Source organism: Microbacterium proteolyticum (assembly GCF_029639405.1).
Lineage (GTDB): Bacteria > Actinomycetota > Actinomycetes > Actinomycetales > Microbacteriaceae > Microbacterium.
Genome location: NZ_CP121274.1, coordinates 23,093 through 37,123, shown reverse-complemented (window position 1 = coordinate 37,123; position 14,031 = coordinate 23,093). Strand labels below are relative to the sequence as shown.

The following is a 14,031-nucleotide window of genomic DNA, read 5'->3' as shown; positions in this document are numbered from 1 at the left end:
CACCGGCGCGCGCGCCGCGGCGCGTTCTTCGGTCGTCGCGGGGCGGAGGTCCCCGCGGCCGGCGCCGACGATGTCACGAGCGTCATCCCCGCCCCCGGTGCGCCCGACCCCGCGTCGCCGACCGCCGGTGCGTACGCCACGACGTCGGCGGGCTACACGGTGTCGGGGGCATCGGTGCGGGCGTCGTCGGTGTCGCTGCTGGGCGGGGCGTCGGCGACGGCCGAGCGCCTCGCCGAGGCCGAGCGCCTCCTGGCGGACGCCCCCGACCTGTCCGAGCTCGACGCCCGCTCCATCTCGGCGTGGTTCGGCGACCACCAGGTGCTCCTCGATGTCTCGCTGACGATGCCCGCCGGCCAGGTCACCGCGCTGATCGGCCCCTCCGGTTGCGGCAAGTCGACGTTCCTGCGCATCCTCAACCGCATGCACGAGCTGGTGCCGTCGGCCTCCCTCGCCGGCGAGGTGCGGCTGGACGGCGACGACATCTACGACTCGGGGCACCGCCTGATCGACGCGCGCAAGCACATCGGCATGGTGTTCCAGAAGCCGAACCCGTTCCCGGCCATGTCGATCTACGACAACGTCATCGCGGGACTGAAGCTCACCGGCATGCGCGCCTCGCGCGACGAGAAGGACTACCTCGTCGAGCGCTCGCTCACCTCGGCGGGCCTGTGGAAAGAGGTGAAGGACCGCCTGCGAGCGCCCGGCGGCGGTCTCTCCGGCGGACAGCAGCAGCGTCTGTGCATCGCCCGGTCGCTCGCGATCAAGCCCAAGGTGCTGCTGATGGACGAGCCGTGCTCCGCGCTCGACCCGACCTCGACGCGCGTGATCGAGGAGACGATGGGGGAGCTGCAGAAGGAGCTGACGATCGTCATCGTCACGCACAACATGCAGCAGGCGCAGCGCGTGTCGCAGCAGTGCGCGTTCTTCCTGGCATCCCAGGGTCAGCCCGGCCACATCGTCGAGCACGGCGACACCGAGGCGATGTTCGATTCGCCGATCGACCCGCGGACCTACGATTACGTGAACGGTCGATTCGGATGATCCGCGGGGTGCGGGGGGCGCTCCTCCTGGTCACGGCAATTGTCACGGCTCTGGCGGTGCCGGCTCCCGCGCAGGCGGCCGAGTCCTTCGCCCCCCTCTCCGGTTCCGGCTCGACATGGGGGCAGAACGGTCTGGACGTGTGGCGGAGAGACGTCGCTCGGACGGACGCGATCACCGTCAACTACTCCGGCACCGGTTCCTCGGCCGGGCGGAGGGACTTCATCGCCGAGACGGTCGACTTCGCGGTCAGCGACGTCCCGTTCCAGACCGAGGCGACGGCCGAGAGCCCGACCCCCGAGGCGGGGATGCCGCCGTACGAGTACCTGCCCCTGCTCGCCGGCGGCACGGCGCTCGCGTACAACCTCTGGATCGACGGTCACCGCGTGACCGATCTGCGTCTGTCGGGCGCCGTCGTCGCCCGGATCTTCGCGGGGCGGATCACGCGGTGGAACGACCCCGAGATCCAGGCGGACAACCCGGCGCTGACGATGCCCGATCAGGCGATCACGCCGGTCGTGCGGGCGGACGGCTCCGGTTCGAGTGCTCAGCTGACCGGGTGGATGGCCGACCGGTATCCGAGCATCTGGACGTACGGGACGCGGTCGGTCTTCCCGCACATCGCCGACTCGTTCCGGACGCAGAACGGCTCCCTCGGCGTCGCCGGATACGTCTCGCAGGACTACGGCCGGGGAGCGATCACCTATGTCGAAGCGTCGTACGCGGCGAATGCCGGTCTCCCTGTCGCCAAGGTGCTCAACGACGCCGGGTACTACGTCGCACCGACTCCGGCCGCGGCGTCGATCGCGCTCCTGGCGGCGACACCGGGCCCGGACGGAACGCTCGATCTGAGGCGCGTGCACCGCAGCCTCGACCCCCGCGCGTACCCGATTTCGTCGGTGTCCTATCTGATCGCGCCGACCGCGACCAACAGGATCTTCACCGTCGAGAAGGGGCGCACCCTCTCCCGGTTCGTGCAGTACGCGGCCTGCGAGGGGCAGCAGGAGCTGCCGGGCCTGGGGTACGGCGCCCTGCCGCTGCCGCTCGCCCGGATCGTGGCGGACGGGGTCTCCCGGATCCCGGGCTCGTCCGGCACGATCGACCTGGACGGATGCCGGAACCCGACGTTCGCCCCCGGTGACACCGCGAGCGACAACCTTCTTCTGCGCACCGCGCCGATGCCGCCGGACAGCGACCGGCATCCCGGACCCGCACCCCGCGCCGACGAGGTCGACGGGGTGAATGTGTCCGCCACGGTGACGGCATCCGATCTCTTCCAACTCACCGCGCCCACCTCGACGTCGATCGATTTCGGCGACCTGGGACGCGGGGGTGGAGAGGTCGCTCGGTCCCTCGGGCGCTTCAGCGTCGTCGACGACCGCAACCGCCTCGGGGGCTGGAGCCTGCAGTTCTCGGTCAGCGACTTCGTCGGGATCGACGACGCGGCGGCGAGGGTCTCGTCGACCTTCCTGGGGATCGCGCCTCACGAGACCACGCATCAGGACGGCGTGTCGATCGCGGGCGGCCAGGAGGCGGGCCAGGCGGTCTACCCGATGATCCTCGCCACCGGCGAACCGGGCACGACCACCACGCTCGTGGGCGCGACCTTCGACGCCGATCTGAGCCTGCGGATCCCCCGGGATGCCGCGGTGGGTCGCTACCGCTCCACGGTGACGCTCACGCTCATCGGGCTCTGACCCGGACCACGGATGCAACGGAGAAGGCACGGCGCATGACCCACCTCGACCAGACCGACGTGCTGCCGCGGCCGCCGGAGACGGAGGACCCCGAACCCGCGCGCCCGCGGTGGGGGCTGCTGATCGTCGCCCTCGCCGGCCTCCTGCTGATCCTGGTGGCCTCCCTGGGCGTGATCGCGGAGACGGTCGCGCGGGCCGAGGTCCAGCGGATCGGCGTCGAGGAGGTCCGCGCCCGGCTGGACGCCCCCGCGAGCGAGCGCATCGAGGTCGACATCGCGGGATCCGTCCTGCTGCAGGAGCTCGTCGGCCGCTACGACCGCATCGGGGTCACGGTCTACAGCTTCCCCACCGGACGGGCGAACGCGGATCTGACGATGACGATCGAGGGGGCTCGGCGGGTCGACGATGCCATCTTGGCCGACAACGTCTCCGGCGCGGTCACCCTCACCGCGGCTCAGGCCACGGCGCTCCTCCTCCCGGCGGACGCGCAGGGCGAGATGAGGGTCGGCTTCTCCGATGGCGACATGGTCGTGAGCGGTTCCGTCCTGGCCGGGACGACCCCCGTGACGGTGAGTGCGGCCGTGACGCCGCATTTCGAGAACGGGAGGGTCAGCGCGGCGTTCTCCTCCCTCACGGTCGGCGACAAGACCCTGTCCCTCGACGAGGTCGCCGCGCAGGCGGGCATCGACCTCTCGACGCTGCAGCCCGCTCCCGCGTGCGTCGCCGAGACCATGCCGAGCTTCCTGCATCCCCGCGACGTGCGCGTGACCGACCAGCAGTTGCGCATGGAGTTCGACGTCGACCTGGCCGCATCCGACACCGCCGAGGGGCGCGCGCCCGGCTCCTGCCCCTGATCGCCCCGATCCCGGGGCATCGGGCCCGCTACCGCCGCGCCCGCGCCCGCGATCGCACGACCCCCGAGAGGGTCGCGCGCACCGGCTGACCGAGGTAGATGCCCAGGGAGGCGCCGACGGCGAGGGCGATGCCGATCGTCGCGGCGCCCGCGAGCGTCGTGACGCCGGTCATGAGCACCGCGGCATCCTCGCCGGATTCGACGACGCCGAGGAGTCCGCGGAACACCGCCGCTCCCGGGACCATCGGCAGGATCGCCGCGGTCGTGACGGCGACCGACGGCACGTGCAGCCGGTACGCCACCACGATGCCCACGAAGCTGCCGACGAACGCCCCCACGCCGCTGGCCGCGGCCACCTCGAAGCCGATCGCCGACGCGCCCGTGTACCCGACCCACGCGACCAGGCTGAGGCCCGCGCTCACGAGCACGATGCGCATGCCCGCGCCGTTGTAGATCGCCACCGCCACGGCGATGATCGCGGCGCCGGCGAACTGCAGGGGGAGCGGCCCGAGCGGCAGCGCCATGGACGGCGGAGACATCCCGAGCCCGAGCACCCGCACGGTCTCCAGCCCCGCCAGGATCCCGAGCACCACGCCGAGCGTCTGCGTCGTGAGCTCGAGGATGCGGCCCGTGGCGGTGAGGGCGAAGCCGTCGATGGCATCCTGAGCCGCCCCGACCACGGTGAGTCCGGCGAGCATCAGGACGATCCCGGATGCCACGATCACCGACGGGCGGATCGTCTCGGCCGCGTCGAGTCCGGTGTAGCGCAGCAGCGGGGACAGGGCGGCGACGACGGTCAGGACGAATCCGCCGGCGATCTGCGCGAAGAAGTACGGCACGCGGGCCTTCGCGAGCAGGTGCTGCGTCGACGCCGCCAGGGCCGCGGCCGTGAACGACAGCACGAGAGCGAGCCAGTTCGCCCCGAACATCACGGCGACGCCGAGCGCGAGCGTCGCCTGCGCGACGATGATGGCCGCGGGGCGGTACCGGAACGGCAGACGTCGGATCGCGCGGCACCGGGAGACCGCCGTGTCGAGGTCGAGGCCGTCGGTGATGTCCGCCACCAGCGCCTGGAGGCGCTGCAGCTTGGCGTGATCCGGGACAGACCCGCGCACCACCCGCAGGAGCGTGGTGGGATGCGCGGCGCCCGGCAGGCTGTGCGCGATCGTGACGGAGTTGTAGGTGACGTCGACGTGCACCGGGTCCAGACCGTACGCGCGGCTCACTCGCACGATCGTGGCGGTCACATCGCTCGCCGACGCACCGACGACGAGCATCGTCTCGCCGATGCGGATGGCGAGATCCAGGATGCGGGTGGCCAGCGTCGCGTCGATGACGGCGATCAGCTGGGTCTCGGGGGCGAGGGCGTCCTCGGCGTGGACCAGACGACGCAAGGAGGACAGCCATCGAGCGGGGGTGGGGGGCATCCGGGTCGCTCTCGGGGGAGGGGTGGAACGCCACGATCCTATCCGCGCCCGCCTCGGTGCCCGCCGCATGACGTCGGCGGCATGCGGGCGCCTCTAAGATGAACCCTCGGGCGTGGCATCCGAACGCCCCGTCGTGGCATCCCGACGCCCGACCCTCCCGGGAGTTCCTCTTATGGCGCTGATCGTCCAGAAGTACGGCGGTTCGTCCGTCGCCGACGCCGAGAGCATCAAGCGCGTCGCCAAGCGCATCGTCGACACCCGCCGCGCCGGCCACGAGGTCGTCGTCGCGGTGAGCGCGATGGGCGACACCACCGACGAGCTGCTCGACCTCGCAGGTCAAGTCGCTCCGATCCCCGCGCCGCGCGAGCTCGACATGCTCCTCTCCAGCGGGGAGCGCATCTCGATGGCGCTGCTGGCCATGGCGATCCACTCGATGGGCTTCGAGGCGCGGTCCTTCACCGGCAGCCAGGCGGGCATGATCACGGATGCCACCCACGGCGCGGCCCGCATCGTCGACGTCACGCCCGTGCGGCTCCGCGAAGCGCTCGACGAGGGCGCGATCGTCATCGTCGCCGGCTTCCAGGGGTTCAACCGCGACACCCGCGACATCACCACGCTCGGCCGCGGCGGCTCCGACACCACCGCCGTCGCGCTCGCCGCCGCGCTGAACGCCGACGTATGCGAGATCTATAGCGACGTCGACGGCATCTTCACCGCCGACCCGCGCGTCGTGCCGCTGGCGCGGAAGCTCGACCGCGTCGGCAGCGAGGAGATGCTGGAGCTCGCCGCCAACGGCGCGAAGGTCCTCTACATCCGCGCCGTCGAATACGCGCGCCGCCACGGGGTGCTCATCCACGCCCGGTCCACGTTCAGCTCGGGCGAGGGCACCTGGGTGCTCGACGCCTCGAAGAAGTCCCCGCTCGTCCCCGAGGGAGCCACCATGGAAGAGCCCATCGTCGCCGGCGTCGCCACCGACCTCAGCCAGGCGAAGATCACCGTCATCGGCGTGCCCGACGTCCCCGGCAAGGCCGCCGACATCTTCAAGATCGTCGCGAAGTCCGGCGCGAACGTCGACATGATCGTGCAGAACGTCTCCGCCGCCGCCACCGGCCGCACCGACATCTCCTTCACCCTGCCGAAGACCGATGCCACGACCGCGCTGAAGGCGCTCGCCGGCGAGCAGTCCGAGGTCGGGTTCGAGAGCCTCGTGCACGACGACCAGATCGGCAAGCTCTCCGTGGTCGGTGCGGGCATGCGCACGCACTCGGGCGTCTCGGCGACCCTGTTCGAGGCGCTGAGCCTGGCGGGCGTCAACATCGAGATGATCTCCACGTCCGAGATCCGCATCTCCGTCGTCGTGCGGGGAGTCGACCTCGCCGAAGCCGCGCGCCTCGTGCACACCGCGTACGGTCTCGACGGCGACGACGAGGCGACCGTCCACGCCGGCACCGGTCGCTGACCCTCCGCACTGTCAGCGCGCCCGCAGGTGCGCCCGCTACGTTTCGGCCACGGAACGGAGGGTGACATGGTCCGCTCGCGAACGGGTGGTCGGGCGCGCTGGTGGTGGATCGGCGGGGGCGCCGCCGTGGTCGCCGCCGTGATCGCGGGTCTGATCTTCCAACCCTGGCTGCTGTTCGTCGACGTGCGCGTGGACGACGCGCTCCCCGCCCCCGCCGGATCGACGGCGGAGACGGTTGCCCCCGCGCCCTCGGCAGCCTCCACCATGGAGCCTGTCGATGACGTGACGCCGGCACCTGCTCCGGGACCCGTCGATCTCCTCTCCGGCTCCTTCGTCAGCCACGAGCACGAGACGACCGGGTCGGTCCGTGTCATCCAGAACGCGGACGGATCGCGCCAGCTCGCCCTCGTCGGTCTTCAGACCTCCAACGGGCCCGACGTGCACGTGTGGTTGAGCGCCGGCCCCGTCGTCGAGGGTCGTGACGGGTGGTACACCGCCGGGGGGTACGACCACATCGATCTCGGACCGATCAAGGGCAACCTCGGCGATCAGCTGTACGACATCCCCGCGGATGTCGACCTGTCGGTGTTCCGCGCGGTGGATCTGTGGTGCGAGCGGTTCTCCGTGTCCTTCGGCGCGGCCGCGCTGGCGTGACGCGGGATCGGCGTCGATCCGACCGGCGTGTCGCGTCCCGCTAGAATCTGGATCTCACCCACGAATCACGAGGACCTCGCATGACCCGCATCTCCGATTCCGGAATCTCCCTCGCCGTCGTCGGCGCCACCGGCCAGGTCGGCACCGTCATGCTCGAGATCCTCGCGGAGCGGTCGTTCCCGATCCGGGAGCTGCGCCTGTTCGCCACGGCTCGCTCGGCGGGCACGTCGCTCGACTTCGGCGGCCACTCGGTCATCGTCGAAGACGTCGCCACCGCCGACCCCTCGGGCATCGACGTGGCCCTGTTCTCGGCCGGCGCCACCGGGTCGCGTGCGCACGCCCCGCGCTTCGCCGAGGCGGGCGCTCTGGTCATCGACAACTCCAGCGCCTGGCGCATGGACCCCGAGGTCCCGCTCGTCGTGAGCGAGGTCAACCCGCACGCGATCGCCGAGGCCCGGAAGGGCATCGTCGCGAACCCCAACTGCACCACCATGGCCGCGATGCCGGTGCTGAAGGTGCTCGACGCCGAGGCAGGCCTCGAGCGCCTCATCGTCAGCACGTACCAGGCCGTCTCGGGCTCGGGTCTCGCCGGCGCCCGGGAGCTGCTCGGTCAGGTCGAGGGCGTGCTCGCCCAGGGCGGCGTCGAGCGCCTCGTGCGCGACGGCTCGGCGCTCGACTTCCCGCAGCCCGAGAAGTACGTCGCCCCGATCGCGTTCGACGTCATCCCGTTCGCGGGCAACCTCGTCGACGACGGACTCAATGAGACCGACGAAGAGAAGAAGCTCCGCAACGAGAGCCGCAAGATCCTCGAGCTCCCCGACCTCCGCGTCGCCGGCACGTGCGTGCGCGTCCCGGTCTTCACCGGTCACTCGCTGAGCATCAACGCCGAGTTCGCTCGCGACCTCACGCCCGAGCGCGCGCGCGAGCTGCTCGCCGACGCCCCCGGCGTCCGTCTCGAAGAGGTCCCGACGCCGCTCCAGGCCGCCGGCACCGACCCGAGCTACGTCGGTCGCATCCGCGCCGACCAGTCCGCTCCCGAGGGCAAGGGGCTCGTGCTGTTCATCAGCAACGACAACCTCCGCAAGGGCGCGGCGCTCAACGCCGTGCAGATCGCCGAGCTCGTCGCGCAGGAGCTTTCCGCGCACGCCTGACCTCTCCGGCATCCGGATGCCGGGGCCCGGGGTTGTCTCGATATCGAACCGTCGAATCTCTCGATGTCGAGACACCTCGCAGCCCGCACCTAGAATCGACGGGTGACCGAAAACGTCGACGTTCTCCTCATCGGAGGCGGCATCATGTCCGCCACCCTCGGCACGATGCTGAAGGATCTCCAGCCCGACCTGAAGATCGCGGTGCTGGAGCGACTGAGCGACGTCGCGCAGGAGAGCTCGAACGCGTGGAACAACGCCGGCACCGGTCACGCGGCGCTCTGCGAGCTCAACTACATGCCCGACAATCCGAAGGGCGCGCTCGACCCGTCGAAGGCCGTCGCGATCAACGAGCAGTTCCAGCAGAGCCGCCAGTTCTGGGCGTCGCTGGTGTCCGAGGGCGTCCTCGATGAGCCCTCGACCTTCATCAACCCCACCCCGCACATGACGTTCGTGCGGGGCGAGAAGGACGTCGCGTACCTCCGCAAGCGCTACGAGGTGCTGAAGCAGCAGCCGCTGTTCGCCGGAATCGAGTACAGCGAGGACTCCCGCGTCATCAACCAGTGGGCGCCGCTGCTCATGCAGAAGCGTCGCAAGGGCGAGCCGTTCGCCGCCACGCGCGTGCCCGCGGGCACCGATGTCGACTTCGGGTCGCTCACGCGCCAGCTCTTCGCGGGGCTCCGCGAGAAGGGCGTCGAGGTCGTCACCAACCACGAGGTCAAGAAGCTGAAGAAGCGCAAGGACGGTCGGTGGGACGTGACCTACCGCCACACGATCGGCCACACCCCCGGCTCGATCACGGCGAAGTTCGTCTTCGTCGGCGCCGGCGGCTGGGCGCTCAAGCTCCTGCAGCGCTCCGGCATCGACGAGATCAAGGGCTACGGCGTGTTCCCGATCGGCGGGCAGTGGCTGAAGACCTCCAACCCCGCGATCGTCGCGCAGCACAAGGCCAAGGTGTACTCGCAGGCGTCGGTGGGCGCTCCGCCGATGTCGGTGCCGCACCTCGACACCCGTGTCGTCGACGGCGAGACCTCGCTCCTGTTCGGTCCGTTCGCGACCTTCAGCCCCAAGTTCCTCAAGAACGGGTCGATGCTCGACATCGTCACCCAGGTGCGTCCGCACAACCTGTTCCCGATGCTCAAGGTCGCCGTCGACAACCCGGGCCTGATCAAGTACCTCGTCAGCGAGCTGCTGAAGACCCACGCGAAGAAGGTCGACAGCCTCCGCGAGTTCATGCCCACGGCCCGGGCCGAGGACTGGGAGCTCCTCGACGCCGGCCAGCGCGCCCAGGTCATGAAGCGCGACAAGGACAAGGGCGGCGTGCTGCAGTTCGGCACCGAGGTCGTCACCTCCGCCGACCACTCGATCGCGGGTCTGCTCGGCGCCTCGCCGGGCGCGTCGACGGCCGTCTCGATCATGCTGGGCCTCATCAAGACCTGCTTCCCCGAGCGCATGCCCGAATGGGAGCCGCGCCTGCGGCAGCTCATCCCCAGCTACGGCGAGACGCTGAACACGCGTCCCGACGCGGCGCGCGCCGAACTGGATGCCACGGCCCAGGCGCTCGCGATCAACGCCTGACGCGTACATGGCGAAGCTGTACTTCCGCTACGGAGCGATGAACTCCGGCAAGTCGACGGCGCTGCTGCAGGCGGCGTACAACTACGAGGAGCGCGGACAGCGGGTGCTGCTCGCGAAGCCCGAGATCGACACCAAGGGCGCCGACCAGATCGACAGCCGGTTGGGGGTCAGCCGACCGGTCGACTTCCTCGTCGGACACGACGACGACCTGCGCGCCGTCTTCCACGAGGCGGCCGGGAAAGCGCCGGTCGCCTGCCTCCTCGTCGACGAGGCGCAGTTCTTCACCGCGGGCCAGGTGGACGACCTCCTGCGGATCGCGGTGCTCGACGGCATCCCGGTGCTCGCCTACGGGATCCGCACGGACTTCCGCACCGAGGCGTTCCCGGGGTCGGCGCGTCTGCTCGAGATCGCGCACAGCCTGGAGGAGCTCAAGACCATCTGCCGATGCGGGCGCAAAGCGGTGTTCAACGCCCGTCTGGTCGGCGGGCGCTTCGTCTTCGACGGCGACCAGGTGGCGATCGACGAGGCGCAGATCTCGGGTGAAGTGACGTACGAGTCGATGTGCGCGACCTGCTACCTGCGCGAGTCCGGCGGGCGGCTCGACGGTCGCTGACGCGGCGGCACCGGCGGGCCGCGGCCGATAGCCTGGACGCATGCGCGTACTTCTGGCCGGCGGTGCCGGTTACATCGGAACACACACGGCCGTCGCCCTGTTGGAGTCGGGCCACGACGTGGTCCTGCTCGACGACCTGTCGGGCACCCACGCGGTCGCCGCCGAGCGGGTCGAGAAGATCACCGGCAAGCCGGCCCCGCTCGTCGTGGGCGACGCCGCGGACGACGCGGTCGTCACCGACGTGTTCGACCAGTACGGCCCGATCGACGCGATCATCCACCTGGCCGCCTTCAAGGCCGTGGGGGAGTCCACGCAGAAGCCGCTCGAGTACTACTCCAACAACCTCGACACGACGTTCGCGCTCCTGCGGGTCGGCATCGCCCGCGGCATCCGCTCGTTCGTGTTCTCGAGCACGGGGACGGTCTACTCCGACCCGGCCGACCTGCCGTTCACGGAGGAGTCGACCACGAGCATCGACCTCTCCAACGCCTACAGCAAGTCCAAGCGCATGAACGAGGTCGTGCTCGCGGACGTCGCCCGCGTGAACCCCGATCTGAACGTCACGGTGCTGCGGTACTTCAACCCGGTGGGCGCGCACCCGTCCGGTCTCATCGGCGAAGACCCCGCCGGCATCCCGAACAACCTCATGCCGTTCGTCTCGCGCGTCGCGATCGGCACGCTCGACGAGATCGGCGTGTTCGGCGACGACTACGACACTCCCGACGGCACGGGCCTGCGGGACTACATCCACGTGGTCGACCTCGCCGAGGGGCATGTGGTCGCCCTCGAGCAGGCCCAGCCGGGTCACCAGGTCTTCAACCTCGGCACCGGGCGTCCGGTGAGCGTGCTCGAACTCGTCGCCTCGTTCGAGAAGGCGGTCGGACGCGAGCTTCCCAAGAAGATCCTCGCCCGCCGTCCCGGAGATGTCGCGGCGACGTACTGCGACCCCACGAAGGCGGCGGAGGTGCTCGGCTGGCGGACGCGACTGGGCATCGACGACGCGTGCCGCGACTACTGGAACTGGCAGACCCGCAACCCCGCAGGGTACGCGACCCCGGCCGACGCCTGAGTCCTTCCGCGTAAGGTTGTGTGGTCAGGCCACAGCGGCCTGCGGTCGTCGAGAGGGATGCCGTGCCGGATTCCGGACTGCGCGCGTGGCAGGTCGTACTCGAACGCATCGAGGCGGACCTGCGCGAAGGGCGCCTCGCCCCGGGTGATCGCCTGACCCCGGAGCGCGAGCTCGCCGCCCAGCTCGGTGTCGGCCGGTCCAGCGTCCGCGAGGCCATCCGCGTTCTGGAGGTCCTCGGCGTCGTGCGCACCGCCACGGGGTCGGGGCCCTCCTCGGGCGCGATGATCGTGACGACGCCGCGCGGTGGACTCGCCGCGTTCCTCCGCCTGCAGGTCGCGGCCAGCGGGTTCCCGCTCACCGATGTCGTGCGCACCCGCATCGTGCTGGAGTCCGACGTCGTCGAGAACCTCGCGGGGAGCGCGCCCGACCTCGCCGAGATCGTCGGCATCCTGGATGCCATGGATGCCGCCGGCCTCGACCGTCACGAGTTCCTCGCCCTGGACGCGCGCTTCCACCAGGCGCTCGCGGAGGCGTCGGGCAACGCGGTGGTCGCGGCGATGATGGCGGGGCTGCGCAGCTCGATCGAGTCGTACACGCAGGCCGGGGCCGCGCTCCTGGCCGACTGGGAGTCGACGTCGGCGCGGCTGCGCACCGAGCATCGCGGGATCGTCGCCGCCGTCGAGGCGGGTGACGGCGCCGCGGCGCGTGAACGGGTCCGGGCCCACATCGCCGGGTACTCGGCCGAGGTCGCGGACGTGTTGGGCGTCCGTCCTGAGATGAACGGAGTGGATGCCGCATGAACGACCGTCCCGCGCGGCCCCCGCGCCCCCAGCACGTGCTCGAGGTGGTCTCGACCGAGCGGCTGACGCCGCACCTGGTGCGGGTGCGCGCACGCGGCGCCGATCTGACCGCGTTCCGCGAGAGCCCGTACACCGACCGGTACGTCAAGATCACCTTCGTCAAGCCCGAGCTCGGTCTGGAGCCGCCGTACGACCTGGCGGCTCTGCGCGAGACCCTCGCTCCCGAGGATCTGCCGGTGACGCGCACGTACACCGTGCGGGAGGTCGCGGGCGACGAACTCGCGATCGACTTCGTCGTCCACGGCGACGAGGGGCTCGCGGGGCCGTGGGCGGCCCGGGCCCAGCCGGGGGACCGGCTCGTGGTCGCCTCGCCGGGCGGCGCGTACGCCCCCGACCCCGCGGCATCCTGGCACCTGTTCGCCGGAGACGAGTCGGCGCTGCCGGCCATCGCGTCGGCGCTGGAATCGTTGGCCGCGGAAGCGCGCGGTACGGCGTTCCTCGAGACGGCCGGTCCCGCCGACGAGATCGCGCTCGTCGCGCCCGACGGCGTCGAGATCGTGTGGCTGCACCGCGGCGACGCGGTGCCGGGGACGTCGCGCGTGCTGGTCGAGGCCGTCGCGGCGTGGACGGTGCCCGATGGTCGCGGACACGTCTTCGCGCACGGGGAGCGTGAGGCGATGAAGGCCCTGCGCGACGTGTTCTTCAACGCGTGGGCGCTGGACCGGTCGCAGGTGTCCCTGTCGGGCTACTGGGCGTACGGCCGCACCGAGGACCGTTTCCAGGCCGAGAAGCGCGAGCCGATCGGCAAGATCCTCTGACCCTCCGGGGTTCGCCGCCGGTCGTCGGCGCGCGGGCTACGCGCGCGTCACACCGACGGTCGCCGGCGTCAGGCGCGCTCGGGCAGGGTGGGGATGAGCGCGTCGAGGTAGTCGGCGGTGTCTTCCCAACCGTGCACCGCGTGGCACTCGACACCCATCGCGAGGACCGGGTAGTCGTTGCCGTCGGGGTCGAGACGGTCGCCGACGAACAGCATGTCGTCGAGGTCGATCCCGGTGGCCTCGGCGAGCTTCTGCATGCCGTAGGCCTTGTCGATGCCGCGGTGGGTGATGTCGACCGACGTCGATCCGCCCGAGCGCACCTCCAGGTCGGGGATGCGGGCGGCGACGGCCTCACGCAGACTGTTCTTCTTCTCGCCGGTCGGGTCCCAGGCCATCTTGGCCTCGAGCGGAGCGCTCTGACCGAGGGCGGAGAACGTGATCTGCGAGCCGCGGTCCTCGAGGATCTCGCCCCAGGGCTCGGCCTCCCACAGGCCCAGGCGCTCGGCCTCTTCGCGGACGGCGGTGAGCGCGCGCGACTTCTCGTCGTCGGTCAGCGAGTGCGCGTAGACCGTCTCGATGCCGTCGGTGCTCAGGCGGTAGTACTGCGTGCCGCACGTCGGCATGAGGTGCAGGTGCGACAGCAGCCCCGAGTCGGTTTCGGGCAGGCGCTCGACGACCTGGGACTTGAACTGCTGCAGCTGACCGCCCGAGATGATCGCCACCTCGACGCGGTCGGCGAGCGCCAGCAGCAGATCACCCATGCGCGGGTCGATCGCGGTCTTGGACGGCGCGAGGGTGTCGTCGAGGTCGAAGGCGACGAGACGGGGCGAGGTATCGGACACGAGGCTCCTGAGGGCGGGGTGAAGGCGGTATCTCG

General features: G+C 70.7%; 13 protein-coding genes. 11 read left to right on the top strand and 2 right to left on the bottom strand.

The window, feature by feature from the left end:
• Positions 1 to 267 precede the first annotated feature (267 nt).
• Genes P8R59_RS00995 through P8R59_RS00985 form a run of 3 tightly spaced genes read left to right on the top strand, consistent with a single transcriptional unit; the run spans position 268 to position 3,589 of the window.
• Positions 268 to 1,041 carry a phosphate ABC transporter ATP-binding protein gene (locus P8R59_RS00995; protein ID WP_237488701.1) on the top strand — a complete coding sequence of 258 codons (774 nt, stop codon included), beginning with the start codon at positions 268 to 270 and terminating at the stop codon, positions 1,039 to 1,041.
• Positions 1,038 to 2,735, top strand: a complete 1,698-nt coding sequence (locus tag P8R59_RS00990) for a phosphate ABC transporter substrate-binding protein PstS (RefSeq protein WP_278102338.1) — start codon at positions 1,038 to 1,040, stop codon at positions 2,733 to 2,735. Before P8R59_RS00995 ends, P8R59_RS00990 begins: the two co-directional genes overlap by 4 nt.
• Before the next feature lie 35 nt (positions 2,736 to 2,770).
• Positions 2,771 to 3,589 carry an LmeA family phospholipid-binding protein gene (locus P8R59_RS00985; RefSeq protein ID WP_278102337.1) on the top strand — a complete coding sequence of 273 codons (819 nt, stop codon included), beginning with the start codon at positions 2,771 to 2,773 and terminating at the stop codon, positions 3,587 to 3,589.
• 28 nt (positions 3,590 to 3,617) lie between these two features.
• Here the strand turns inward: P8R59_RS00985 and P8R59_RS00980 are convergent, their stop codons facing one another.
• Positions 3,618 to 5,015 carry a threonine/serine ThrE exporter family protein gene (locus P8R59_RS00980; RefSeq protein ID WP_278102336.1) on the bottom strand — a complete coding sequence of 466 codons (1,398 nt, stop codon included), beginning with the start codon at positions 5,013 to 5,015 and terminating at the stop codon, positions 3,618 to 3,620.
• A gap of 172 nt (positions 5,016 to 5,187) precedes the next feature.
• Between P8R59_RS00980 and P8R59_RS00975 the strand changes: the two genes are divergently transcribed.
• The 8 genes from P8R59_RS00975 (at position 5,188) to P8R59_RS00940 (ending at position 13,154) form a co-directional block, all read left to right on the top strand.
• Complete coding sequence (locus P8R59_RS00975) at positions 5,188 to 6,474, top strand: aspartate kinase (protein WP_077052155.1); 1,287 nt, start codon at positions 5,188 to 5,190, stop codon at positions 6,472 to 6,474.
• A gap of 66 nt (positions 6,475 to 6,540) precedes the next feature.
• The gene (locus P8R59_RS00970) at positions 6,541 to 7,128 is read left to right on the top strand and encodes a DM13 domain-containing protein (RefSeq protein WP_278102335.1); all 588 of its coding nucleotides are present in this window, start codon (positions 6,541 to 6,543) and stop codon (positions 7,126 to 7,128) included.
• A gap of 80 nt (positions 7,129 to 7,208) precedes the next feature.
• Positions 7,209 to 8,279, top strand: a complete 1,071-nt coding sequence (locus P8R59_RS00965) for an aspartate-semialdehyde dehydrogenase (protein WP_278102334.1) — start codon at positions 7,209 to 7,211, stop codon at positions 8,277 to 8,279.
• Between the two features lie 102 nt (positions 8,280 to 8,381).
• A complete protein-coding gene (locus P8R59_RS00960) occupies positions 8,382 to 9,854 on the top strand; it encodes a malate:quinone oxidoreductase (RefSeq protein ID WP_077052153.1) in 1,473 nt (490 codons plus the stop codon).
• Positions 9,855 to 9,861: 7 nt separating this feature from the next.
• Complete coding sequence (locus P8R59_RS00955) at positions 9,862 to 10,467, top strand: thymidine kinase (RefSeq protein ID WP_278102333.1); 606 nt, start codon at positions 9,862 to 9,864, stop codon at positions 10,465 to 10,467.
• A gap of 40 nt (positions 10,468 to 10,507) precedes the next feature.
• Positions 10,508 to 11,536, top strand: coding sequence for a UDP-glucose 4-epimerase GalE (galE, locus tag P8R59_RS00950; RefSeq protein WP_278102332.1), 1,029 nt, complete (start codon positions 10,508 to 10,510; stop codon positions 11,534 to 11,536).
• 62 nt (positions 11,537 to 11,598) lie between these two features.
• Positions 11,599 to 12,336: a FadR/GntR family transcriptional regulator gene (locus P8R59_RS00945; protein ID WP_278102331.1), complete on the top strand. Its 738-nt coding sequence runs from the start codon at positions 11,599 to 11,601 to the stop codon at positions 12,334 to 12,336.
• A complete protein-coding gene (locus P8R59_RS00940; RefSeq protein ID WP_278102330.1) occupies positions 12,333 to 13,154 on the top strand; it encodes a siderophore-interacting protein in 822 nt (273 codons plus the stop codon). Before P8R59_RS00945 ends, P8R59_RS00940 begins: the two co-directional genes overlap by 4 nt.
• Before the next feature lie 68 nt (positions 13,155 to 13,222).
• Here the strand turns inward: P8R59_RS00940 and P8R59_RS00935 are convergent, their stop codons facing one another.
• Positions 13,223 to 13,996, bottom strand: a complete 774-nt coding sequence (locus P8R59_RS00935) for an HAD-IIB family hydrolase (protein WP_278102329.1) — start codon at positions 13,994 to 13,996, stop codon at positions 13,223 to 13,225.
• Between the last annotated feature and the right edge of the window lie 35 nt (positions 13,997 to 14,031).